The following is a 23,777-nucleotide window of genomic DNA, read 5'->3' on the forward strand; positions in this document are numbered from 1 at the left end:
GATGCCGCGCATGCGGCCGCGATCGTCTCAGCAGATTCGCGGCAGCGCATCTTCTTCCAGTTCCGGCAGAATGCGCAGCCCGCCGATCGGGGTGCGCATCGTCACCGGCCCGGGGTCCGCCCCCACCGTGCCGATGAGCGCGGCCGCCTTGCCATCCGGCAGGCTGTTCCATGCCGCCAGCGCGGCCTCGGCGGTTTCGGGCGCCAGCACCGCCAGCACCCGCCCCTCGCAGGCGAGGTAAAGCGGGTCATAGCCCAGCATGGCGCAAACGGCGCGCGTGCTCTCCCGCACGGGGATCGCCTCTTCCTCCAGCAGCAGCCCATGTCCGGTGCCAAGCGCGATCTCATGCGCCACCGTGGCGAGGCCGCCGCGCGTGGCATCGCGCATGAAGCGTAGCCCCGGCAGGGGTAGCAGCGCCCCGGTCAAGGGCAGCACGCTGGCCGCGTCCGAGCGGACATCCCCGCGGAGCCCGAACGCTTCCCGAGCCAGCATCACGGCGACTCCATGGTCCCCCACCGGGCCGCTGACCAGCAGCTTGTCCCCGGGCCGGATGGCGCCGATCCCCAGCGCGCATCCGCGCGGGCGCACGCCGATGCCGGTGAGCGTGAAATAGATGCCGCCCCCCTGGCCGCGTGGCAGCACCTTGGTGTCGCCCGCCACCACGCGCACGCCGGCGGCCCGCGCCGCCGCCGCCAGGCTGGCGACGATCTCTTCCAGCAGGGCGAGGGGAAATCCTTCCTCGATCATGGCGGCGAGGGTGAGATAGAGCGGTGTTGCGCCGGAGACGGCAAGATCGTTCACCGTGCCATGTACCGCCAGCGCGCCGATGTCGCCGCCGGGAAATGTCACGGGCTGCACGGTGAAACCATCGGTGGTCACCAGAACCTCGCCCTCGGGCAGGGTGATGGGGGCCGCGTCGGCCTGCGTGTCCGGTTGACCAAGACGCGCGGCGAAGACCTGCTCGATCAACGCGCGCATGCGCCGCCCGCCATTGCCATGGGCCAGGGTTATCGTTTCATCCATGCCGCCGCGCTCCAAACTCCATGATCTGCCCGAAACTTAGCCCCGCATCGTTGCAGGGCACGCGCCGTCCCAGATGCGTCTCAATCCCGCGCTGCCGCAAGCCATGCAGCAAGGTCCGCGACAAGCGGCTGTTCTGGAACACGCCGCCCGCCAGTCCCGCCCGGCGCGCCGCCAGCTTCTCGGCAATGGCGAGGGCGGTGGCCGCCAGGCTGGCATGGAACCGCGCGGCGCGCTCCTGGGGCGGGCATGTCTCGTCCAGCAGCATTGGCACCAGCGGGCGCCAATCGGCTTCCCAAACGCCTTCCTCGTTTGCCGTCAGGGGCAGGGGCGCGGCATCGTCCATGTGGAGAGCGGACCCAGCCGACTTGCCGGCAAGGGCTTCCAGCCGGGCTGGCGCCTGGCCTTCATGGCTGGCGAGCCGCCCCAGCCCGAGCAGCGCGGCGGCCCCGTCGAACAACCGTCCGGCGGCGGAGCTTTCATGGCAATTCAGCCCATGCTCCCAGGCGGTCCGGGCCAGGGGCTCGGGGACCAGCCCGGCGGGTGGCGTCACGCCGCTTTGCCAGCACATCGCGGCGGCGGCCCGCCAGGGTTCGCGCGCCACCGCGTCGCCGCCTTGCAGTTTCAGCCGCCGCAGCCGCGCCACCTCCCGCCAGGCGCCGGGGCGCCCCCACAGCGCCTCACCGCCCCACAGCGCGCCATCCGGTCCCAGCCCCACGCCATCCCAGGTAAAGACGAGCATGTCCGCGCCGCCATATTCCCCAGCCAGGGCGCTGGCATGGGCGTGGTGGTGCCAGACCGTTTCCAGCTTCAGCCCCCGCGCCTTGGCCAGGAATGTCTTGGCCCAGCGCGTGCTGGCATGGCCGGGGTGGGCATCGGCGATCAGCCATTCAGCCCGGGCCCCGTAGAGTGCTTGCAGATCGTCCGCCATGGCGGCGAAGGCGGCCAGGGCGGCGGGATTGTCCAGATCCCCCAGATGCGGGGAAAGAATGGCGCGGTCGCCCACGCCGAGCGCGATGGTGTTTTTCATCTGCCCGCCGCAGGCCAGGACCGGGGCCTCCAGCGTGAAGGGCAGAGGCAGTTCGATGGGGCTCAGCCCGCGCCCGGCGCGCAGAATATGCGGCGCGCCGTCGATGATCCGCAGCACGGAATCATCCACCACCCGCGCGATGCGCCGGTCGTGATGCAAAAACCCGTCGGCGATGGGGCCAAGCTGCTCCAGCGCGGCGGTTTCCTCCGCGATCATCGGCTCGCCGGACCGGTTGGCGGAGGTGGCGACCAGGGCCGCGCCGAATCCTTCCGCCAGCAGATGGTGCAGGGGGGAGTCCGGCAGCATCACGCCAATCTCCCCCAGGCCGGGGGCTATGCCCTCCGCCAGCCTGGCACCCGCCCGGGGCGGCAGCAGCAGGATGGGCCGCGCGGGGGTGAACAAAACGGGGTCGGGCGATGCGACATAATCCGTCAGGGCGCTTTCGGGCAGCAGCAGGGCAAGCGGCTTGTCCGGCCGGTGCTTGCGCGCGCGCAGCCGGGCGATGGCCGCCGCGTTGGCCGCATCGCAGAAGAGATGATACCCTCCCACCCCCTTGGCGGCGAGAATTCCCCCCGCCCGCAACAAGACCAGCCCCGCTTGCAGGGCCGCTTCCCCCTCCAGCGTGCCGAATCTCAGGCGCGGGCCGCAGTCAGGGCAAGCCACCGGTTCGGCATGGAAGCGCCGGTCCGCTGTGTTGGCATACTCGGCGGCGCAGGCGGCGCACAACGTGAACGGTGCCATGCTGGTGCGGACCCGGTCATAGGGCAGGGCGTCGATCAGGCTGTAGCGCGGGCCGCATTGGGTGCAGTTGATGAACGGGTAGCGGTAGCGCCGGTTGGTGGGGGCGGCCATCTCGGCCAGGCACTCCGGGCAGGGGGCGAGGTCTGGCGGCAGGCCCAGCGTGCCGCCCTGGGCGATACTGTCCCGGATCTCGAATTCCGCGCCTTGAAAATGGGCGGGAGTGACGGAAATTAATTCCGGCCGGGCGGCGGGTGGAGCCTTGGCCAAAATATCTTCCAGAAACAGATCCAGAATCGCGCCGCTCGCCGCGGCGCAAATTTCCACCGCGCCGGTGCGGTTGCGCACCCAGCCGCGCACCCCCCGCGCTTGCGCCAGCCGGTAGACGAAGGGGCGGAACCCCACCCCCTGCACCACACCGCCCAGAACGATCAGTTGGCAGGGCAAGGCTCAGGCCGCGGCGCGCAAGCCCGCTTGCCACCAGATATGGCAGGCGCCCTCGTCGGAGACCATGCAGGGACCCACCGGCGCGCGCGGTGTGCAGGCACGGCCGTAAAGGCGGCATTGATCCGGCTGTTTGCGGCCCAGCACCACGGCGGCGCAATCGCAGCCCGGCGGCATGCCGCCGGCATGGCGGCGGGGCAGGGCGGCCAGGTTGAAGCGCGCCCGCGCGTCGAAGCGCCGCCAAGCCCCGCGCAGGGCGAAGCCGGAGGCGGGGATGGTGCCGATGCCGCGCCAGGTTGCGTCCTCAACCTGCATCACCTCCGCCAGCAGCGCCTTGGCGCGCGGATTGCCCTCGGGCTGGACCAGCTCGGCGTAGCAATTATCGAGGAAGGGCCTGTTCTCCAGCTTCTGCCGCAGCACGGAATAGAGTGCCGCCAGCAGCGAATTGCCGGAGAACCCCGCGACGGCCACCGGCAGATGATATGTTTCGGGGATGAAGCCCCATTCCCGAGCGCCCATCACCGCCGCGACATGGCCAGGGGCGATCAGCGCGTCCAGCGCCGTGGCATCCGTGTTCAGCAGCATGTCCACCGCCGGCCAGGTCAGTCGGGCGGCCAGCAGCACGGAAAGATTTTCCGGCACACTCTGCGCCAGCATGGCGGCCACGGGGGCGGTTGTGGTCTCGAACCCGGCGGCGAAAAACACCACGGGCCGGTCCGGGGCGGCCTTGGCCAGGGCGAGGACCTCCTGCGGGGAACTCACCGGCTGTATATCCGCCCCGGCGGCGCGCGCCTCGGCCAGGGAGCGGATCTCCCCTTTCGGGGCGTTGATGGGCACGCGCAGCATGTCTCCAAAAGCCGCGAGCGTGGCCTGGCCGGACAAGGCGAGGCCGATGGCGTCGGCCAGATCCTCCTCGGGGCAGACGCAGACGGGGCAGCCGGGGCCGGGGATCAGCTTGACCATGTCCGGCAGCACGGCGCGCAGCCCCAGCATGGCCAAGCTGCGCTCATGCCCGCCGCAGACATTCATCACCTTGACCGGCTCGCGCAGCGGCAACGCCGCGATGCGCGCCAGCCATTGCCGGGCGGTGGAAAGATCCTCGTTCATTGCCCGGACGCGGCGACAATTTCGTCGAACAGGTCCCAGCTCGTCCGCGCTTCCTCCGGCGTCATTTTCCGCAGCGCGTAACCGACATGCACCATCACATGGTCGCCCACCGCCACCTCGTTCTCGCCGATCATGAACAGGCTGACGACGCGGCGCACACCCTTGGCCTCGCATTCGGCGTTGAAGCCGTCGATCGACAGGATCTGCATGGGAATGGCAAGGCACATGGCGTTACGTAACCAGCACGGCATGGCCGATGCAAGGGAGCGCAGGGCGATGGGTGGAATTTTCCGCCTGTTTCGGGGTGGGCGCCTTCATGCCGCGCCCCGGGCCAGATGCCGCACCCAGCGACGCCCAGGCACTTCCACCAGATGATGCAGGATGAGGGCCGCGCCGAAAATCGACAAGGCGAGGCCGCTGGCGATCGCTGTCTCGGCCAGCCAATGCGGCATATAGTCCGGAAGAACCAGCCGGGACCAATGGAAGAGGCCGATCCACGGATTGTGAATCACGTAGATGGCATAAGAGAGCACCCCCGCCTGGAAGATGGGTTTCCAGGCGAACAGCCGCCCCAGCCGGCCGCGATTGCAGGCCAGGGCCAGGATCAGCGGTGGAAATCCGGCATAGATGGCGAGGTCGCACCAATGCAGCAGAATTCCCGCCAGCAGGTAGGCGCAAACCAGCCAGCCAAGCCAGGACGCCGCCAGCTGCCGCGCCGGCGCCCAGCGGTAAAGCCGGTAGGTTGCCAGCCCCAGCGTGAACCCGCCCAGGCAGCGGAGCATCGGCACCAGGGTTCGCCCGTCATATGCGTCGAGCGGGCCGTTATGGCCACCGCCATCGGTGGCTGTCAGCACGGGCACCAGCGCCACCAGCGCGGCGGCGGCGGCGGCGGCGAACACGGCCTGCCAGGTCCGGCCATATAAAATTCTGGCGGCAATGAAGGGAAAGACGAAATAAGCCCCCCATTCGACGCTGATGGACCATGTGGGGTTGGTGATGGCCTGGGCGATCCCCCAGCTTTGGATCATGGCCGCGTTGGCGAGCAGTGAGCGCAGCGGATGCGCCAGATCGACCGCGAACCAGTAATCCTTCACATGCAGGCTGCCATGGACGATGAGCGAATAACCGACGCGTAGCCCCAGAAACACGATGTAAAGCGGGTAGAGCCGCGCCAGGCGGCGCAGCAGGAACGTGCGAAAGCCGGTCGCGGTGGTCCCCGCCTTGAACATGTTCCCATAATTCAGCGCCATCACGAAGCCGCTGAGCACGAAGAACACATCCACCGACAGATACCCGCGGGCGACGATCTGGCGCAGCCCCCAGGGGAAGTCGCTGAACGGGTAGATGTGATACACGACCACCAGCATGGCGGCGACGCCGCGCACGCCCGTCAAGGCGCCGATCTCTTCCTTCCCGACGGGGGTGATCCGGTCGTCGAGGATGGCGCCTTGCGGAGCGGCCTGGCTGGAGGAGGGGGCGGGCATCTGGTTCATCGGATCCTGGATGCCCGCACTTCATGGCAATTTTGAGAAATGCCGGCGGTCAGGCCCGGTGCAGCAGCCGGTCGATGGAATAGCGCCCCGCGCCGGTCAGGCTGAGCAGCAGCAATCCGCCCATGATGCTGAGATTTTTGTAGAAATTGATCTCGTTTTCAAACCGCTCCATGCCGCTCATGGTCCAGTAATGATGCCCGATCAGCCCGGTGCCAAGCGTATAGAGGCACATCAGCGGGGCCAGCGGGCGGGTGAAGGCGCCGCTCAGCAGGGCGAGGCCGACCCCCAGCTCCATCACCGTCGAGATCAGCGCGGCGAGGGTCGGCATTGGCGCGCCCGTATGCGCCATATAGCCGATGGTGAAGCCGAAATGGGTCAGTTTCTGCCAGCCGAAGATCAGGAACAGGGCCATCAGCAGAATCCGGGCGGCGAGGATCAGCGTGTCGGCATGTTTTTGCGTCGAGACGGGAGACATGGTTTTGAATCCTTGCGCGGTGGGTCAGGAAATGTCGGCGAGGACGATTTCGCTGTCCTCCAGGGCGGTGATCTTCAGGAGGCCGGTATCCTTGAGGGCGGCGCCGTCGCGCGCGTTCACCCGCTGGCCGGAGATGTCCAGCTGGCCGCTGGCGGGCACGAGATAGCCGAACCGCCCGGTATCCAGCCGGTATTCCAGCGTATCGCCCTTGTTCAGCGTTGCCCCCAGCAGCCGGGCATTGGCGTTGATGGGCAGGGCCTCGCCATCCGTGCCGAAACCGGATGCCAGCACCACGAAGCGCCCGCTGCGCTCGGCCCGCGGGAAGGGTTTGGTGCCCCAGCTTGGGGTGTGGCCGCGCCCGTCCGGCAAAATCCAGATCTGGAAAAGCTGGGTTGCTTCATCCTCGCGGTTATATTCGCTGTGAATGATGCCTCTGCCCGCGGACATCACCTGGACATCCCCGGCTTGTGTGCGGCCGGTATTGCCCAGATGGTCCTGGTGGGTGATCGCGCCTTTGCGGATATAGGTGATGATTTCCATGTCCTGGTGCGGATGCGGCGGAAAGCCGGTGCCGGGTGCGATGGTGTCGTCGTTCCAGACCCGCAGCGCCCCCCAGCCCATGCGCGCGGGGTCGTGATAACTGGCGAAGGAAAAATGGTGCTTGGCGTCCAACCAGCCATGGTTGGCGCCGCCGAGGCGGTTGAAAGGGCGAAGCTCGATCATTTGAAATCTCCCGAGATGGCCGTCGCGGCCGTTTGATGGGCAGGAGATAAGGGGGGCGTTGATTGAACGAAACAGAAATGATAGAAAAATATCGTTTCCGGATTTTTCATGAAGCTGCCTGATTTCGAAGCCTGGGCGATTTTCGCCAAAGTCGCGGAGACGGGGGGCTTTGCCCGCGCGGCGGCGGAGCTGGAGCTTTCCACCCCCACTGTTTCCAAGGCCGTGGCCCGGCTTGAGCGGCGGCTGGGCGCGGCGCTGTTCCATCGCAATTCCCGCAGGTTGTCCTTGACCGAGGCCGGCCGCCTGGCGCGCGAGCAGGCTGGGCGGATTTTGACGGCGGGCGAGGAGGCGGAGGCGCGGACGGCCTCATGGTCGGCGGTGCCGCGCGGGCTGGTGCGCGTGGCGGCCCCGATGTCTTTCGGCGTGCTGCATGTGGCGCCGGTATTGCCGCGCTTTCTGGAACGCTATCCCGAGGTCGAGATCGATTTGCGGCTGAACGATGCGCGGGTCGATCTGGTGGCGGAGGGGTTCGACATGGCACTGCGGATCGCGGCGCTGGCGGAATCTTCCTTGCGCGGACGACGCCTGTGCGAGGTGCGCCGGCTGCTGGTGGCCGCGCCGGCCTATCTGGCGCGGCTGGGCCAGCCCGCGCATCCGGCTGAATTGCAGCACCATGATTGGCTCATTTACACCAACGCGGCGTCGCCGGGGCTGTGGCGCTTCACGCATCCGCGCGAGGAGGAGCAGAGCGTGGCTGTCCATGGCCGGTTGCGGGTGGATAATGCCGAGGTGCTGACGCCGGCGTTGCTGGCGGGGCTGGGCATGGCGGTGCAGCCGGAATTCATGGTCTGGCGCGAGCTGGCGGCGGGACGGTTGGTCGAGGTGTTGCCGGAATGGGGGATTTCTCCCATCGCGCTCAATCTGCTCACGCCGCCCAGCGTGTTGCGCCCGGCGCGCGTGAAGGTCCTGCTGGATTATCTGGCCGGGTGTTTCGCGCGGCCACCCTGGTCGCGCTAGGCGGGCAATGAGGGGGGCAATAAGGGCGGCCGGGCACTCGCGGCGGAAGGTGGTTGAGTTGCTATTTTATACAAGATGTGTGATTTTAGCGCGAATTGCATACGAAATGGCACGGTTGCACGGTGTTGTTGCAACGGCCGGGAGGAGACAGGAAATGATGCCAAATATCATGGCGGGTGACCGGTGAGCGCCGCCGCCGAGGCTGTCGGCGTGACCGCCGAGTTGATCGAGGAGCGTATCGGCAAGGTGGTTTTCCGCAATCGCGCCCGCCGCCACGCGCTCAGCGCGGCGGTGTTGGAAGGGTTGGAGGCACGCCTGGCTGAGCTGGCCGCGCGGCGGGTGCCGGTTGTCATATTGGGCAGCGGCATTGGCGAGACGGTCTGGAGTTCCGGCCATGATCTGGGGGAGTTCTCCGAGGAACGCGACCCGCTCGCCTGGGGCAGGCCGCTGGAACGGGTCTTGCGCCGCGTGCGCGCCTATCCGGGGGTGGTCATCGCGATGGTGTCGGGCACGGTCTGGGGCGGGGCGGTGGATCTGGCGATGAGCTGCGATCTGGTCGTCGCGGATATGAGCGCCTGTTTCACCATGACGCCCGCCAATATCGGCCTGCCTTATTCGACGAGCGGGCTGCTGCGCTTTTTCGGCAATCTGCCCATCCACGTGCTCAAGGAGATGTTTTTCTGCGCCGCGCCGTTGGATGCCGGGCGGGCCTTGCATTTTGGCGTGGTCAACCGGCTGGTGGAAAGCGAGGCGCTTGAGGCGGCGGCGCTGGACATCGCGCGGGGCATCGCCGCCAAGGCGCCGCTCGCGGTGCGGGCGGTGAAGGAGCAGTTGCGGGTTCTGGAGGATATGCGCCCCGTGCCGGTGGAGGCGATGGAACAGATCGCCGAATTGCGCCGGGCCGCTTGCGCGGGCAGCGATATGGAGGAAGGGCTGGCGGCTTTCTCCCAGCGCCGGGCCGCGCGCTTCACGGGGGAATAGCCCGGCGCGTCTAACAGGGTGCTGAAAAAGGCTGCTGTTAGGAACGGTTTCGCTTTACGAGGCTGGTGGGTGGGGTTGGATCATGGGCAGGCAGTCCTGGCGGCGGCTTCCCTCTTCAGGCCGCGAGCAGTTTCGGCAGCCTCGCCAGATTGTAGGCCGCCATTGTCAGCGTGAAGCGGGCGCGCACGCGCTCGATGCCGCGATACAGGGTCTGTGCCATGCCGCCGACGGTCTTGGCCCAGCCGAAGGGCTCCTCGATCTTCTTCCGGCGCCGCTGGGATTTGGCGTAGCCTATGTGCGGGGTGGTTCTGCCGTCTGCCGAGATTTCTGCGCGACATGCGGCGTGACGACCATCTGGCGCCGCTCGGCGACGAAGTCGGCGCTGTCGTAGCCGCGATCCGCAGCCAGGGTCAGGCGCCGGGTCGATCCGGGAGAGTGGCGGTGGAGCATGTCGATGGCGGCACGGCGTTCGGCGTGGCCATCCGCCTGCGTCAGGTCGGCCTGCACGATCATGCCAGAGCGGTTCTCCATCAGGCTATGACCCATGAAGCACAGTATGGCCCCGGCGCCAGGAGACTTCTTGAACAGCCGGGCCGCCGGATCGGTCATCGACGCATGGGTCGCGTTGGAGCGCCTTTCACCACGGAAATCGACTTCGCCGTTGCGACCGCGTTGTCTTCGGCGGGGCATCGGTTCGGGCTCGGCGGTGGATTGGTCAGGGGAGGATGTCGGCGATATACGCTCATCTGACGGATCACCCGGATCGTCGTCACCGGCGGGCGCCTCATTGATCTTCGGCTGGAAGCTCTTCATTGAGGCCCAAGCCTTCACCAGCGTGCCATCAACCGAGAAGTGATCGTCGGACAGCAGCGGCGCCACCTCTCGATGCGCCAGAATGGCGGCCATGATCTTGCGGGACATGTCCGTCGTCAGCAACCGATCGCGGTTCTTCGTGAACACCGTCGGGACCCAGACCGCATCGCCGTGCCCAGTCCCGCGAACCAACGGAACAGCAGGTTGTAATCCATCTGTTCCATAAGCTGCCGCTCGGAGCGGATCGAATAGAGGATCTGAAGCAGGCTGGCCCTGATCAGCCGTTCCGGTGCGATGGAGGGACGGCCCTCACCGGCGTAGAGCCGGTCGAACTCAGCATCCAGCGAACGCAGCGCATCGTTGACGACGGATCTGATCTTGCGCAACGGATGCCCCGCCGGGATCCGCTCCTCGAGATCGACGTAGCTGAACAGTGATCCTGTAACCTCGTCCGATCCGCCCATCGCCAACTCCGTCCAGGCCGGAGTTTTTCAGCCGACGACAACATCACCATCCACACTTATCTGGTCCGCCATCTCGACGAGACCATGGGGCGAAGGAGAGATTTCCGCTCCAGGTTTGCGGCAGCACTCGACGAAACCTACTCCAAGACAGTCCTTAAAGACCGACCCTACCGCAACGATTACTATGTGGCCCTCATTGTTGCCCCACGCAGCCCACTGGGAACCGGCGTGGGCAAGATTTGGTCACGGCTTCGACGCGGTTTCCTGGAAGTTGCTGATGGCCTTGCGCGGGAGTTGGAGGATCAATGGTTGATCCTGGCCAATGGCATGGAGGGGTTTGGTCTATACCGTCATGCTGTCTATGAACGAGACGGGATCATGTTCTCGGAGGTGGCCGAGACGCTCCGGTTGGTCGTCACCGGGCGCTATCTCCCTGTCCCAATCGTCTCGGGCCATATGGGGGATTCGATCTATACTGACCGCGTGATCTGCGGCCGGCGGGGCATTGAGATCAGGGCACCCGAGAAGAGTATATTCGGCACCGTTTTCTCGTTCCGGGAATACCCGGCCCGGACACGCCCCGGCATGTTGAACACGCTCCTGTCCGCCCCGTTTCCCCTGGTGTTGGCCCAGAGCTTCGCCTTTACCACCCGTGCCCAGGCGCAGGACAGGCTGGCGCTCAAATCGGCCCAGATGGTGAGCGACCAGGACAAGGCCGCAAGCCAGATCGAAGGGCTGAGCGAGGCCGCCGATGCGCTGGCCTCCAACGAGTTCGTGATGGGCGTTCACCACCTCTCCCTGACCGTTTACGGGGATAGTCTCGCCGAAATCGAGGACCGGGGTGGCGAGCTGTTGGTTCGGGCCGCTGAGGGCACCTATCTCGAACTGCGCCGTGGCGAGGCGTCAGGCATGGCCCCGCTCCGCGGCCTCCAGAACAACCGAAGAGGACAGGGATTTTCTTCGCACCTGGATCATCGCCCTGGTGCAAAGCGACGGCAAAGGTACTTTGAACCCGGAGTGTCCGAATTTCGGGGGGTAGCCCAGGGCAGAGCGCGTTTATGATAGTATTGACCTTATCCAAAAAACAACAACGCGCCCCCATATACGCAGAAACCGATCAGAAAAGTTATCATGCAGTATCCCATGATGTCCTTAATCCCGAGGCCTGCGATGGCGAGGACAGGCAATGTCCAGAACGGCTGGATCATATCGGCGACTTGTTCGCCCATAGCCGTGGCCATAGCCGTCATAGGTGTCTGAGCGTGCAGTTTGACCGCTGCGGGGACAATAAACGGCCCTTGTACTGCCCAATGACCGCCGCCGGATGGTACGAAAATGCTAATGATGTTTGAAGACAAAAACGCCCAGAATGGTAGCGTATGTTGCCCAGATATAGCAACGAAAGATTGAGCGATGACACCGGCCAGACCCGTTCCAACCATCATGCCCATGATTCCGCCATAGATTGGATATTGCAAGATGATTGGGCCGACGGTGGTTGCGGACTTATTAAAGGCGCGAACATAGTGGATGGGACGCCAGTGTAAAATCAACCCAAGCCATGTAGCATAAAAAATGATGTCATTAATGTCGAGTGAGAGGCCGGTTGTTATCAGGCGATTGGCTTCATATGCAAGCCCCATAAGGAATAGTACGACTATGATCAACCACGAGTTCTCTAGAATCGTGGCGAAGGTGATCCTGCTATCGCTGCTTTTTTCAATCTCATCTTGACGGATAAGAACCTCTGGATCGATCGTTTTCATGTGCTCGGGTTTCGGCGCCATGAAGTACAAGGCGATAGGCATAATCACGATAAAGAGCACGGTTGGGACCAAGTTATACGCGGCAAAGATTGTTTGACTGAGACCCGGAACTTCTCCGGTTATTTTTTGAATGATGTTAAGAGCGCTTCCGGGAGTCGCGGTTGCCAATGCGATAGAACTCGATAAACCTGATGACCACACCATCCATCCCATGTAGGCAGATGCAACAAGAAAACCAAAATCGATATTCTTAAGCCGCTTGGCGATTTCACGAGCAATGAGTGTACCGATGACAAGACCGAAGCCCCAATTCAACCAGGAGCATAAGGCGGAAACCAAAAATACAAGTACCGCCGCGCCAAATTGGCTTTCAGGAAAAGAAGCAAGTTGAACTAACAACTTTCTGATGGCAGGTGCGGAGGCAAGGGTCATTCCACTCAATAAGACGAGGGCCATCTGCATGGAAAAGGCCAATATTGAGAAAAGCCCATGATACCATGAGTTGACAATGGCAATAGGCCCGCTCTTTGTCAAAATCTCGGCCGCGATCGCTGTAATAAATGTCAATATAACGGCATAGAGATAAGGATCCGGTACATAGCTTTCGGCATATTTGACGCAAACGCGCGTAGCTCTCTGTAACATTGTTTCCATCCCGTGTTAGTGAAAGCGTTTCCGCTAAAAATATCATGCAGCCCGTGCAAAATTCAGAGATGTTGGTTGTAGCGAAAGCAATGAGGCTGCCTTTTTCTTTGTTGTTGTTCGTTGTTTGTTTTTAGGGAGGCTTAAGAAAAGACGTTTTCCGTTGTTTTGGAAAATGTTGTGTGAGATTGACATTAGGGTTTTAAGAGCGAGCCAAGCGGCTCAGCCTTAAAACCGATCAGTCGGCATATTTCTCTGTGGTATCTGGGTAACAATCATACTCCTGAGGGGCACTTTCAAATCGATCTAAAACATGGTCCTGATTGGACCGTCGTCGCATATGGATCAATTTCATCCAGGTGAGTGGATTGAAGACAGAGGAAGCGTGTATGTTGTAGCCTTGCCGCTCAGACAGACCTCTCCTTTCTGATTCCTCACGAATGTTTCAATTGTGCATATCGGTTTATCTTCGCGAACGCTCGTGACTTTGACGCGGCCGGTAATCGTGTCACCGACCAGGACCGCCTTGCTGAATTTCCATTCGACGCCAAGAAACACGGACCCCGGTCCTGGCAAGTCCTCGGCGACGAGCGCATTCAATATTCCGGATGTGACCCCGCCCTGCACGATCAAGCCGCCAAAAACGGATGCTTCGGCCAGCTTTCGATTATAGTGCAGGGGGTTCTTGTCTCCGGTCATCTCGGTAAACAACTCAATGTCCCGCCCCGATACAGTGCGGCTCCGCTCCGCGGTGGCACCGACATGAGGCATCCCTTTGATTACACCATTCCAACCTGACATAATTTTCTCCAGTTTTAATACGTTCTGCATAATTCTAAAAGTAAGGCGTTTTTAGATCATTCAATGGGAACAAAACAGGGCAGAACGGTTTTGCCGATGAGTGTTGGTTGCATCTTTAGAGCTATGCCAACTCGTGCCTCGTTCACCGACTTGAAAAGGATATGGCTAAGCATATGCGGGCCATCAGTTAGGCTGATAATGCCAACGACATAAGGTGCTATACCCTCCCAGGCCGGATGCCCAGGACGATGAACGATGGAGAAAGTTTCGAGTTCTCCGGTTGGTTGCGCGGGCTCCCAAGCCAGATCCTCCGACCAGCAGTGAGGACATATAGCCCGGGGGTAGAAAATTCGATGACCGCAGCCCTGACAAAGTTGCAATTCAAACCGACCCTGTGCGATCGCTTCCCAGAAGTGTGCTGTTACCGGCGTGTAAGTTGGCCCCGGTACGTCCAGCGTCTCAAAGTGCATCTTATCTCCTCCCTTCAAGAACAAGAGCCACTGCTTCGCTTAGTGTCGCGCCATTGCCAGTGACTAGAGCAAGCGTGGCTTTCGGAATTTGACGGCCGTTTGCCTCATGACGAAGCTGACGTACCGCTTCGATTGTGTGAGACATGCCACCGGCGAGATCTGCCTGCCCGCATCCAAGCTGGCCGCCATGCGTATTGATCGGAAGATCGCCGAGGTAAGAGAGATCGCGCCCCTTTAGTAACTCCGCAAAGCCACCAGGAGGACAGAGCCCGGCATCCTCGAGCGTGATTGCGACGACACAAGTGTAGCAGTCATATAGAGATAGTAGATGCATCGATTGCGGACTGACACCAGCCTGCCGAAAGGCTTGCGCCATGGCAGCCTTTAGAGGACCTGATGTGAGGGAGCGCGCCTGACTAACCGCGCGGTGCGTGATCATTTCACCGGCGCCGATGACATGCACCGGCGGATGGTTTAGCTGAGCGGCACGTTTTTCACTGACGACGACAACCGCCGCTCCACCAGCCACGGGCATTACCATTTCGAACAGATGCAAAGGCGCCGTGATCATTGGTGACGTAAGTACGTCCTCAACAGTTGCCGGCTTGCCGTAGAAAATGGCATCTGGATTGCTTTGGGCATTGCGCCTTGCCCAGGCGGCAATATTAGCAAAATCTTCCGGTCGGGAACCGAATTCCGCCATGTGCCTCTGCATGAAGAAGGCATAGGATGTATTGGCTCCAGACGCGCCAAACGGTACGTCAAACTCCCGGATCGGATTTCGGTTGGGTGAACGGGCTGGCGTCGCTTCACGTGTGTTTGCAAGAACACAAAGCACGGCATCGGCCATACCAGCTTCGATTGCGGCGCAGGCCCGCCAGATCATGCCGGGCCCCGATGCCCCGCCAAGATCCACGACATTCGACATGCGTGGTGTCATTCCAAGATACTCGGCGATTGTTGCTGGAACATGCTGAGGTGTTTCGCCGACCTGAGGGCCAACGAGCAATCCGTCAATTGCTCCAATCTCCAGTCCCGAATCCTCGATTGCAAGCTTCGAAACGCGCGCGATCATGCCTAGCGTTGTTTCTCCGTTCGTACGCCGCACTGGGTGCAATTCACCTATGCCGGCGATGGCTCCCGCAGGGCGCTTCATGAGGCTACCTTGGTCGTTTTTAAGCACGATATGGACGCTATTCTTGCTTGGCTTATGGTTCGGCATGGCTTTTCAATGTAGGATATTGGCCAATTAAGGGATCCAGCGAACCATATATCTGGCCGTCCTCTTCTGCCGTAAGCATTTCTCGTGTTTTTGGCGTTTCTCATATTTTTTCCCTGGGGCTTTCCAACGGCACCATAAGTGTTATATATCCTGTACCGATTGGTCTGTCTATATATGAATACCGTTTAGTCTCTATGGGATATAACAGCGCATGTTAACGTATTCATTCGTTGGTTCGGAAATCCGTTTATACTCCAAGCAGAGGCGTGATGCCGGTGATCGGGGGGCGACTTCCCTGATGAATTGTGTGGATGCCGCTGGGAGGCAGCGTGAACACGAAAAGATGGATCGCAAGAACAATGGACAGATACTCGGTCGGTTTTGAAGTCAAGAACAAGGAATTTTAAAAGTTCGTATCTAGGGACAACTTAAGATCGGTTTTTATTTCGAGTGGGACAAACGACAAGAAGGTAAGAAACATGGTCGACGACATTGTAATCGTTGCTGCAAAAAGAACGCCGGTCGGGCGCCTCGGCGGTGCGCTGGCTCGAGAGTCTGCTTCTAGTCTCGGGGCACGGGTTGTTCGTGCGCTGCTCGCTGAAACAGGAGTGCCGGCCGGAGAGATATCCGAAGTTATCATGGGGCAAGTGCTGACGGCCGGCTGTGGCCAAAACCCAGCTCGTCAAGCCGCGTTGGGCGCGGGGTTGCCTAACGAAGTCGGCGCGATGACGATCAACCAGGTTTGCGGTGCCGGGCAAAAGTCGTTGCATCTTGCCGCGCAGGCAATCCGGTGTGGGGATGCGGAAATCGTCATTGCTGGTGGTCAGGATAGTATGAGCCAAGCTCCGTATCTGTTACCGCGCGATCGAGCGCCTTATGGCGTTGGGCCAATGAAAGTGCGCGAGGCGATGACGGTCGATGGGTTATGGGATGTTTTCAACGACTACCATATGGGTGTTACGGCTGAGAATCTTGTTCAGAATTTTCAGATCCGGCGTGATGAGCAAGATGAGTTTGCGTTAGCGTCGCAGCGTAAGGCCGCAGACGCGATAATGGCTGGTCGTATCGATACTGAAATCGTTCCGGTGGAAGTTCAGCATAAAAGAGAAAAATTTCGTGTTGTCGAGGACGAGTCACCAAGACCAGATATAACCATCGAAAAACTTTCGTCTCTCAAGCCGGTTTTCAAGGAAGGTGGAACAGTGACTGCCGGTAATTCATCTGGACTGAACGATGGTGCGGCCGCCGTTATGGTCATGACCCGCCGTCGCGCAGAAGCTTACGGTCTGACACCCTTGGCCGCAATCAAGGCTTATGCAACAGGAGGAGTGGATCCCAGCATTATGGGGCTTGGCCCGGTTCCTGCGTCCCGTAAATGCCTCTCCAAGGCTGCCTGGGAAGCGCAAGATTTGGATCTCATCGAACTCAATGAAGCTTTTGCGGCGCAATCACTGGCGGTTATTCGTGAGATGGACTGGGATCCGACCACTATCAACGTGAATGGAGGCGCAATTGCTTTCGGGCATCCACTTGCGGCTTCCGGATGCCGTATTGTCGTGACGTTGGTTCATGAAATGGCGCGGCGGGATGCCAAGCGTGGCTTGGCTTCCATGTGCATCGGCGGTGGGATGGGGGTTTCGATTTGTCTGGAAAGATAAGCGTACAGTCGAAATGTTGTGTATTACCTATATCCTTCAAGTTTTGAGGTGCTGATAAACGGGCGTGGTGTCGCGCCTCTAATAAAGTCCAAGGGGGAAGTATATGCCAAAAAAAATGTACGACTCAGCTGTCAATGCTCTTCGTGGTGTCTTGTTCGATGGAATGACGATTGTCGCTGGTGGGTTTGGTCTTTGTGGAATCCCGGAGACGTTGATCGCGGCACTTGAAGAAGATGGCGTGAAAGACCTGACCGTGATTTCCAATAATGCGGGCATCGATGGATTTGGTCTAGGTAAGCTGATGAACAAGCGCCAGATATCCAAAATGATCAGCTCTTATGTGGGTGAAAACAAGGAGTTCGAACGCCAATACATCTCCGGAGAATTGGAGATCGAATTCAACCCACAAGGAACGCTTGCCGAACGTATGAGGGCAGGTGGTGCCGGTATAGCGGGATTCTATACAAAAACCGGAGTAGGAACACCTCTTGCGGAGAATAAGGAAGTCCGCGAATTCAATGGCGAGAAATACCTACTTGAGACAGGGCTCGTAGCCGATCTGGCGATTGTTAAGGCTTGGAAAGCGGATCCATACGGTAACCTTGTCTATCGAAAGGCTGCTAGAAACTTCAACCCCATGGCGGCGGCCTGCGGCCGCATAACACTGGTAGAGGTCGAACGGTTCGTGGAAGCTGGGGCTATCGATCCCGATCATGTTCATACACCAGGCATCTTTGTGGATCGCATGATCCTCGCAACACACAATGAGAAACGAATCGAGAAGAAGACGGTCCGGAAGGAGGCGGCATAAATGGCTTGGACAAGAGATGAGATGGCTGCACGTGCCACTCGAGAGATTGGCGATGGATTTTATGTAAATCTCGGCATCGGTATTCCAACTCTGGTCAGTAACTTCATCCCGCCGGGGGTCGATGTCACACTCCAGTCAGAGAACGGAATACTTGGGTTGGGGCCCTTCCCAGCCGAAGCCGATCTCGATCCTGACATTATCAATGCCGGCAAGCAGACAATCACTGAACTCGACCGCACCAGTTATGTGTCCTCAGCGGATAGTTTTGGAATGATCCGCGGCGGGCATATCCAGTTGTCAATTCTCGGAGCGATGGAGGTGTCAGAGAATGGTGACCTGGCCAACTGGATGGTGCCAGGACGGGTTGTGAAGGGGCCTGGGGGCGCCATGGATCTTGTTGCCGGCGTCAAGCGGGTTATTGTTCTGATGGAGCATAGCGCCAAGGACGGAAGCGCCAAGTTCCGCAAGCAGTGCAGCCTGCCGCTAACCGGTATAAACGTTGTTGACATGATCATAACGGATTTAGCGGTATTTAAGCGTGAGACTCGGCAACAGCCATTTACATTAGTCGAATTAGCTCCAGGCATTGATGCCGCGCAAGTCGCGTCTCTCACCGAAGCTAAGTACGAGGTGGAATTCACGAACGAACCAGATTACGGATCCTGAATTTCATTCGATTTAATAAGAAAGAAACTTGGATGCCTCAACATATGTCAGCCATTCAGTGACATTGTGTTCCGTATACCGAGGAGCCGCAGACCTATGTCCGTAATCACGTTACCATGCTGAGGGGCAGCCAGCGTGTAAATGTCTCCACATCGCGGGAGTGTAAAGGGGAAACGGAATGCATGGATCCTGTGCGGAGGCTCGTCAACGCGTTGGCCAGTTGCCATTCTGCTCGATATTGTAGAACTACAAGGTTATAAAGTCGAGAAGTATGTGGTCACCAATAGAGATGTGAAGATCATTATTAAATCAAGATGAAATCGCATGGCTCAGAGTTTCCCTGAGGGAGTATTCAAGATCGTTTCTTCGAGTGCTCGTCAGGATAGAAGGCAGCCGTCAAAGGCGCGTTCCCCTTGCGGAATGCGCCTTTGGTCAGCATAGATGTGGTGCATAAACGCGCCACGTATGGTATGGCATGGCCGGATATAAAGTTGGGCTTGAATTCGCCTCTAGCTTGAATTGTTCCGGTTTCTTCGCGTTTTGGCCGTGGCCGCAACGCCCTGAAATACGAGGTCGCTGAAGATGTCCGCGATCTCTTCGGGGCGATGACGACCGCTGGGGTCCAGCCAGAGGAATGAATAGAAGTACATCCCCAAGACGCCTTTGAGTGCGACAGATGGGAGTGGCCGGAAGACACCTTTACTCACCCCGTCTTCGATCGCTTGCGCCCAAATCTGCTGGTATTCCGCATGAAGTTGTGAAACCACGTCATGGCGCTCTCCGGTCAAGCAATTGACCTCCCGGAAGCACACGGTCATCTCGTTGATATGCGCGCCGATCACTCGCATGAGGTGACGACTCAGTAGCCGGATTCGTGGTACGGGGTCTGGCATGTCATCGCTAATCGTCCGGCCTGATTCGACCAGATCGCTAATATAGCGAATAACTATGTTATAGAGTAATTCTTCTTTGCTGCCGATGTGATGGTACAGCGCGCCCCGCGCCAGCCCAACCGCTTCGCCGATCTCCGAAATTCCGACCGCGTTATAGCCTTTTTCCGCGAACAGGGCTGCGGAGATCGCGCGAATCCGGGATCGCTGTGGCGTATCTTCCTGCATTGGCAGGGGGGAGGGTTGTTTATGCAAGTCGGCCATGGTCGAATCCTTCATAATCGCAACTATCCACACAAGAGCCTGAGAACGGGGCGTTGACAAGCTGTGGTGGTCAATTCTACTGTACCGATCAGACTGTCATATTTAATATGAAGATCGGTCGGTATATTTGGTATATATAGTCAAGAGAAAAGCCGAGTAAAGATGGGCGGTCTTAAGTAACTGGCTGACGTCCGTGGTATGCGGTGCGAAGTGCTGTTTTGTGTCGCCGGCATGAAGCGACGACGAAGCGGGTGGTTTCCGGCCTAACTGACCAGCAACGATACAACCTTCTTCGTCCGAAAAAGATGGGGTGATTTGACAATGATGCTTCCGCCTCCTCGTTTGCTGTCTTTCTTTTCAATGTGGAAGAAAGACAGCAAACGCGATCCTTGGTTCTCTGGTTCGTGTCCGGAAAGAAGTATCGGCGCATATCGAGTCACGCTGAAGGTGTCGCCGTGACTTTTTTCATGCAAGCGATTTGGGCGTGATGGCAATGGCAATAGTAGCTTTCGTTAAACCCGTCGATGTCGCTCACAATGGGCGGTGGCGCGTTCTGGCGGGGGTCTGCCTGGGTGTTGTGCTGTCGATGACGACCTGGTTCTCGGCAACCGCCATTACCCCTGACCTTGTGAGGATATTTGTATTAACGGCAGGCAGTTCATCCTGGCTGACGAACATGGTGCAATTAGGCTTCGTGGTGGGAGCGCTCGTTTCAAGTGTTGTTAGCTTGCCCGACTTGGTGCCGCTGCGCCTTTTGATGGGAGTAGCAGGTGTTCTTGCTGCGCTGGCTAATTTGTCCTTATTGTGGGTGCCGGATGTTGGCGCGCTATTTGCCGCCCGCTTCATCACGGGTGTTGCTTTGGCTGGTATTTATCCGCCAGCGCTGAAGCTCATTTCGACATGGTTTGTGCACGGACGTGGACTGGCGCTTGGCTCGGTCATCGCCGCCCTGACGCTGGGGTCAGCCTTTCCGAATTTAGTCCGCGCTCTCATCCATGGTCTTGTCTGGCAGGATGTCGTTATCGCCGCTTCCGTTGCCACGCTAATCGGCGCTGGCGTGCTCGCAATATTGTCTCGTGAAGGGCCGTTTCCTTTCAGCCGGGCTGTGTTCGATCCACGGCAAATCGGTGCGGTTCTGCGCAACCGTCCATTAGCTCTCGCGAATTTGGGGTATTTTGGGCATATGTGGGAACTTTATGCCATGTGGGGGTGGTTCCTCGCCTTCACATCGGCGGCGCTTCCCGGTTTGGGCTTAGTCAGTACGAGGGACGCTTCTTTGATCACCTTCGTTGTCGTTGCTTCGGGGGTAGCGGGCGCTGTGCTGGGTGGTTTCATGGCGGACCGAATCGGGCGGACGGCGACCTCCGCCATCATGATGGTCGTCTCCGGACTTTGCGCGCTTACGATCGGGTTCGTTTTTACAGGGCCGCTCTGGCTTTTCATGGCCGTCGCGATCGTCTGGGGTGTTAGCGTCATAGGTGATTCCGCTCAGTTCTCTGCTATGGCCACCGAGGTTAGCGACTCACGTTATGTTGGCACCGCAATCGCGTTACAGCTAGGGCTAGGCTTCGCGCTCACGATTGTTTCGATCCGGCTGACGCCATTGCTTGCAACCGCGATCGGTTGGCGGTGGAGCTTCTTGCTGCTGGTGCCTGGGCCTGCGGTTGGCGTTATTGCCATGCTTATGCTTCGCCGGCATCCAGATGCACATAGAATAGCGCATGGGCGCAGGTGAGTGGAGCAAAGACGCTCGGGTTTTGCATATTTTCAGGCAAAGCCGACTTTGTGGTTGGCGGGGGGCACTCCTCTCAGGATCGTCAGCATGGCGATGCGCCAAAAAACCTCCAATCCAAAACACCCCCCAAAAGTCCTATAAGCGCTGCTGCCAGACACTTTCTGAGAACTTTTTGTCTGAAACCTACGGAATTTTTTCGGGTTTGACGAGTTCAAATTCGTCCAGCCTCTTGAGGCGGTAGACGATGAAGGAGACGATCCAGGCCACAGCGAAAATACCGACGATTGCGTAGCCGAGCAGGCCGAAATTATTGTTTAGATCATCCATTCCCTTCCAGAACCAGCCTTGCAGGTTCAGCTCACCCGCGATCAGCCCCAATGTCTCGATCCCGCCGATGAGGATGGCCACGGCCGCCGACACGATGGTGATGGTGAGATTGTAATAGAGTTTGCGAATTGGCTTGACGAAGGCCCAGCCATAAGCGCCAAGCATTAAGATTCCATCTGTCGTGTCGACCAGCGACATGCCAGCGGAGAAAAGTGCCGGGAAGGCGAGAATCGACCATACTGGCAGACCCTTGCTGGCTTCCGTCCCGGCCACGGTCAGCAGGCTGACCTCGGTCACGGTGTCGAACCCCAAGCCGAAAAGAAAGCCAATTGGCAGCATCTGCCAACTCTGGTTGACGAAGTGAAAGAGCGGTCGCAACACGCGGGCGATCAGGCCACGGTTGTTGAGCAGAAGGTTGAAGCTGTCGTCGTCATAGTGTCCACCGCGGCGCACATGCCGGTAGGTCTTGTATACGCCTCGCGCGACGGCGAGATTGAGGATCGCCATGATGAGGAGGAAGGATCCTGAAACAAGGGTACTGACGATGCCAGCAATATCGTTGAACTGATCGAACCCCTTCTGCAACTTCATCACGGCCACCGCGATGAAGAGGGTTCCTATGAGAAGCACAAGTGAATGCCCGATCGAGAAGAAGAATCCTACCGTGACCGGACGTTTGCCTTCCTGCATGAGCTTGCGCGTCACGTTGTCGATGGCGGCGATATGATCCGCATCCACCGCGTGACGCAGACCGAAGCCATAGGCCAGCAGCGCGGTGCCCAGGAGCACGGGATGGCCATGAAAGGCGAGAACCGCCCAAGCCCAAGCACCGATATTGGCGGCGATGAGGAATATATAGATCCCGATAACCTTGCCTTGGACATCGGGGGAATTGTCATTGAAGACGTGTCTTAAAGTCCTGAACATGAAGTCTGCCTCAAATGGCGTTTGTCTCGGCAAGCGAGGGCAGGCAGCAGAACCCGACCCTTCACCGGTGCACCCCGCCCGGTGTGAATGCGTTGACGCCTCTTGATGGCAGGTCTCCTGGCTCGCGGGTCCGCGTCCCTCACCGCCTTCCCGGGTTGACCCAGTGGCTTCATGATGAGCGACTCGCCGCTTACAGTTGCGGGGGCAGCCGCGGCATTGAACCGCGTTCCCTTTTCATCCTCCTCGCGGAGGAACCATCGGCGCCAATTAAGCGGAAACGACAGGGCACTGCAAGTATTGCGGCGCTGGGGGCTTACACCACGAATTCACCAAGTGAGACAGATACGCCCGTAAGTCAGGCCCCAGCGGCTCCAAATCATTTGGCAACGGATAAGAGCATGAAAATAAAATGCGCCTAACCTTGTGTCATGAACAGAGCGAAGACCTCGGCTTGGCTGGAGACGCCCAGTTTTTCATACAGGTTCCGGCGATGCACCTTCACCGTCTCGGGCGAAATATCAAGCCGTGCCGCGATGGCCTTGGATGAATGCCCGGCCAGCAGCAATAATGCGATCTGAGTTTCCCGGTCTGTGAGCGCGGGCGTGCCCTTCTGGCGCAAGCGGGCCTCCAGACTGACGGCCCGGTCCGGCGCAATGCCCGCCGATGCGATCTGCATATCGGCAGAAGCCTTCATCAGAGGCAAAAGCCAGGGCAGGACCAAGCACAGCCAGCCCATTTCCTCATTCGTGAACCGGTGATGGCAGCCCAGCGAGAATGACAGCGTGCCATGGGGTGGCATTGGCAGCAGAAATTGAACCTCGTCCGCCACCACATTCAGCGCGAAATAGCGTTGATAATATTCGGTTTTCTGGAAATATTCCGGTGCCACATCATCCAGCCGGTACAAGCCAGGAGCAAACTCCCCCAGGGAAAACAAATAATACGGGTCGATCTCGTAAAAGCTTTGCACATATTCAGCGAACAGCGCTTCATCCAAGAGTTTTTCGCCGCCCACGCCAAGCGGGTGCGGAGACCGGCCGGGGCGGAAAATCAGCGCCACCCAGGAATCGAAAGCGGTGGAATGGCGCAAGACCCCCGCCAGAGCCGCCCAAAAGCCCTCATCGCCCAGATGCTCCAGCACGCGGCCTAGTCTCTGATGGAAAATGAGATCGGAAATGGGAACCATCTACCCCTATGTCGCTATGCGGCTACCCCCGAAATGGGATGGAAATTGCTGATTTTTATATGCAATTTTCCTTGTCCTGCAACAGGAGATGAGATGAGAGGCATTTC

Annotated in this window: 21 protein-coding genes, 1 pseudogene and 1 riboswitch; of the genes and pseudogenes, 7 read left to right on the plus strand and 15 right to left on the minus strand. The window is 59.6% G+C overall.

From position 1 onward, the window contains the following. Positions 1-27: 27 nt before the first annotated feature. The 7 genes from hypE to AB7D48_RS13705 form a co-directional block, all read right to left on the minus strand. Positions 28-1,023 carry a hydrogenase expression/formation protein HypE gene (gene hypE, locus AB7D48_RS13675; RefSeq protein ID WP_427980124.1) on the minus strand — a complete coding sequence of 332 codons (996 nt, stop codon included), beginning with the start codon at positions 1,021-1,023 and terminating at the stop codon, positions 28-30. Further along, positions 1,016-3,235, minus strand: a complete 2,220-nt coding sequence (gene hypF / locus AB7D48_RS13680) for a carbamoyltransferase HypF (RefSeq protein ID WP_427980126.1) — start codon at positions 3,233-3,235, stop codon at positions 1,016-1,018. The genes hypE and hypF overlap by 8 nt, the downstream gene beginning before the upstream one ends. Before the next feature lie 3 nt (positions 3,236-3,238). Continuing rightward, positions 3,239-4,339: a hydrogenase formation protein HypD gene (gene hypD, locus AB7D48_RS13685; RefSeq protein WP_427980128.1), complete on the minus strand. Its 1,101-nt coding sequence runs from the start codon at positions 4,337-4,339 to the stop codon at positions 3,239-3,241. Beyond that, positions 4,336-4,590: a HypC/HybG/HupF family hydrogenase formation chaperone gene (locus AB7D48_RS13690; protein ID WP_427980131.1), complete on the minus strand. Its 255-nt coding sequence runs from the start codon at positions 4,588-4,590 to the stop codon at positions 4,336-4,338. The genes hypD and AB7D48_RS13690 overlap by 4 nt, the downstream gene beginning before the upstream one ends. 63 nt (positions 4,591-4,653) lie before the next feature. After that, positions 4,654-5,832 (minus strand): acyltransferase family protein, encoded by a 1,179-nt coding sequence (locus AB7D48_RS13695; protein WP_427980133.1) that lies wholly within the window; start codon positions 5,830-5,832, stop codon positions 4,654-4,656. Between the two features lie 49 nt (positions 5,833-5,881). Beyond that, positions 5,882-6,307 (minus strand): DoxX family protein, encoded by a 426-nt coding sequence (locus tag AB7D48_RS13700; RefSeq protein WP_427980134.1) that lies wholly within the window; start codon positions 6,305-6,307, stop codon positions 5,882-5,884. A 24-nt stretch (positions 6,308-6,331) separates the two neighbouring features. Continuing rightward, complete coding sequence (locus AB7D48_RS13705) at positions 6,332-7,030, minus strand: pirin family protein (protein WP_427980137.1); 699 nt, start codon at positions 7,028-7,030, stop codon at positions 6,332-6,334. A 108-nt stretch (positions 7,031-7,138) separates the two neighbouring features. Here AB7D48_RS13705 and AB7D48_RS13710 point away from each other — a divergent pair, with 108 nt between their 5' ends. Both AB7D48_RS13710 and scpB read left to right on the plus strand, forming a co-directional pair. Beyond that, entirely contained in the window at positions 7,139-8,047 is a 909-nt protein-coding gene (locus tag AB7D48_RS13710) for a LysR family transcriptional regulator (RefSeq protein WP_427980139.1), read from the plus strand. A gap of 183 nt (positions 8,048-8,230) precedes the next feature. Continuing rightward, positions 8,231-9,028, plus strand: a complete 798-nt coding sequence (gene scpB, locus AB7D48_RS13715; RefSeq protein ID WP_427980142.1) for a methylmalonyl-CoA decarboxylase — start codon at positions 8,231-8,233, stop codon at positions 9,026-9,028. 115 nt (positions 9,029-9,143) lie between these two features. Here scpB and AB7D48_RS13720 read toward each other — a convergent pair. Next, positions 9,144-10,305 (minus strand): annotated as a pseudogene (locus AB7D48_RS13720) (IS5 family transposase). A gap of 228 nt (positions 10,306-10,533) precedes the next feature. On the opposite strand from AB7D48_RS13720, the gene AB7D48_RS13725 reads away from it, so the two are divergent. Further along, positions 10,534-11,367 (plus strand): hypothetical protein, encoded by an 834-nt coding sequence (locus AB7D48_RS13725; protein ID WP_427980144.1) that lies wholly within the window; start codon positions 10,534-10,536, stop codon positions 11,365-11,367. Between the two features lie 11 nt (positions 11,368-11,378). Here AB7D48_RS13725 and AB7D48_RS13730 read toward each other — a convergent pair whose 3' ends face one another. From AB7D48_RS13730 to AB7D48_RS13745, 4 genes are all read right to left on the minus strand, one after another. Then, positions 11,379-12,725: a short-chain fatty acid transporter gene (locus AB7D48_RS13730; protein WP_427980147.1), complete on the minus strand. Its 1,347-nt coding sequence runs from the start codon at positions 12,723-12,725 to the stop codon at positions 11,379-11,381. A 339-nt stretch (positions 12,726-13,064) separates the two neighbouring features. Further along, entirely contained in the window at positions 13,065-13,544 is a 480-nt protein-coding gene (locus AB7D48_RS13735) for a MaoC family dehydratase (protein WP_427980149.1), read from the minus strand. 26 nt (positions 13,545-13,570) lie between these two features. Beyond that, positions 13,571-13,984: a Zn-ribbon domain-containing OB-fold protein gene (locus tag AB7D48_RS13740; protein ID WP_427980151.1), complete on the minus strand. Its 414-nt coding sequence runs from the start codon at positions 13,982-13,984 to the stop codon at positions 13,571-13,573. Between the two features lies 1 nt (position 13,985). Then, a complete protein-coding gene (locus AB7D48_RS13745) occupies positions 13,986-15,206 on the minus strand; it encodes a thiolase family protein (RefSeq protein WP_427980153.1) in 1,221 nt (406 codons plus the stop codon). Positions 15,207-15,685: 479 nt separating this feature from the next. Here AB7D48_RS13745 and AB7D48_RS13750 point away from each other — a divergent pair, with 479 nt between their 5' ends. The 3 genes from AB7D48_RS13750 to AB7D48_RS13760 all read left to right on the plus strand — a co-directional run bounded on the left by AB7D48_RS13750 (position 15,686) and on the right by AB7D48_RS13760 (position 18,341). Next, entirely contained in the window at positions 15,686-16,864 is a 1,179-nt protein-coding gene (locus tag AB7D48_RS13750; protein ID WP_427980155.1) for an acetyl-CoA C-acetyltransferase, read from the plus strand. A gap of 115 nt (positions 16,865-16,979) precedes the next feature. Next, on the plus strand, positions 16,980-17,675 hold the full coding sequence (locus AB7D48_RS13755) for a CoA transferase subunit A (protein ID WP_427980156.1): 696 nt from the start codon (positions 16,980-16,982) through the stop codon (positions 17,673-17,675). Further along, positions 17,676-18,341 (plus strand): 3-oxoacid CoA-transferase subunit B, encoded by a 666-nt coding sequence (locus AB7D48_RS13760; protein WP_427980158.1) that lies wholly within the window; start codon positions 17,676-17,678, stop codon positions 18,339-18,341. A 509-nt stretch (positions 18,342-18,850) separates the two neighbouring features. Here the strand turns inward: AB7D48_RS13760 and AB7D48_RS13765 are convergent. Beyond that, complete coding sequence (locus AB7D48_RS13765; protein ID WP_427980160.1) at positions 18,851-19,495, minus strand: TetR/AcrR family transcriptional regulator; 645 nt, start codon at positions 19,493-19,495, stop codon at positions 18,851-18,853. Positions 19,496-19,988: 493 nt separating this feature from the next. On the opposite strand from AB7D48_RS13765, the gene AB7D48_RS13770 reads away from it, so the two are divergent. Then, positions 19,989-21,230, plus strand: coding sequence for an MFS transporter (locus tag AB7D48_RS13770; protein WP_427980193.1), 1,242 nt, complete (start codon positions 19,989-19,991; stop codon positions 21,228-21,230). A 183-nt stretch (positions 21,231-21,413) separates the two neighbouring features. Here the strand turns inward: AB7D48_RS13770 and AB7D48_RS13775 are convergent, their stop codons facing one another. Further along, positions 21,414-22,484 carry a HoxN/HupN/NixA family nickel/cobalt transporter gene (locus tag AB7D48_RS13775; RefSeq protein WP_427980162.1) on the minus strand — a complete coding sequence of 357 codons (1,071 nt, stop codon included), beginning with the start codon at positions 22,482-22,484 and terminating at the stop codon, positions 21,414-21,416. Between the two features lie 90 nt (positions 22,485-22,574). Next, positions 22,575-22,756, minus strand: a riboswitch (cobalamin riboswitch). A 143-nt stretch (positions 22,757-22,899) separates the two neighbouring features. Continuing rightward, positions 22,900-23,670 (minus strand): helix-turn-helix transcriptional regulator, encoded by a 771-nt coding sequence (locus AB7D48_RS13780; RefSeq protein ID WP_427980164.1) that lies wholly within the window; start codon positions 23,668-23,670, stop codon positions 22,900-22,902. Between the last annotated feature and the right edge of the window lie 107 nt (positions 23,671-23,777).

The organism is Acidocella sp. (genome assembly GCF_050253495.1).
GTDB lineage: Bacteria > Pseudomonadota > Alphaproteobacteria > Acetobacterales > Acetobacteraceae > Acidocella.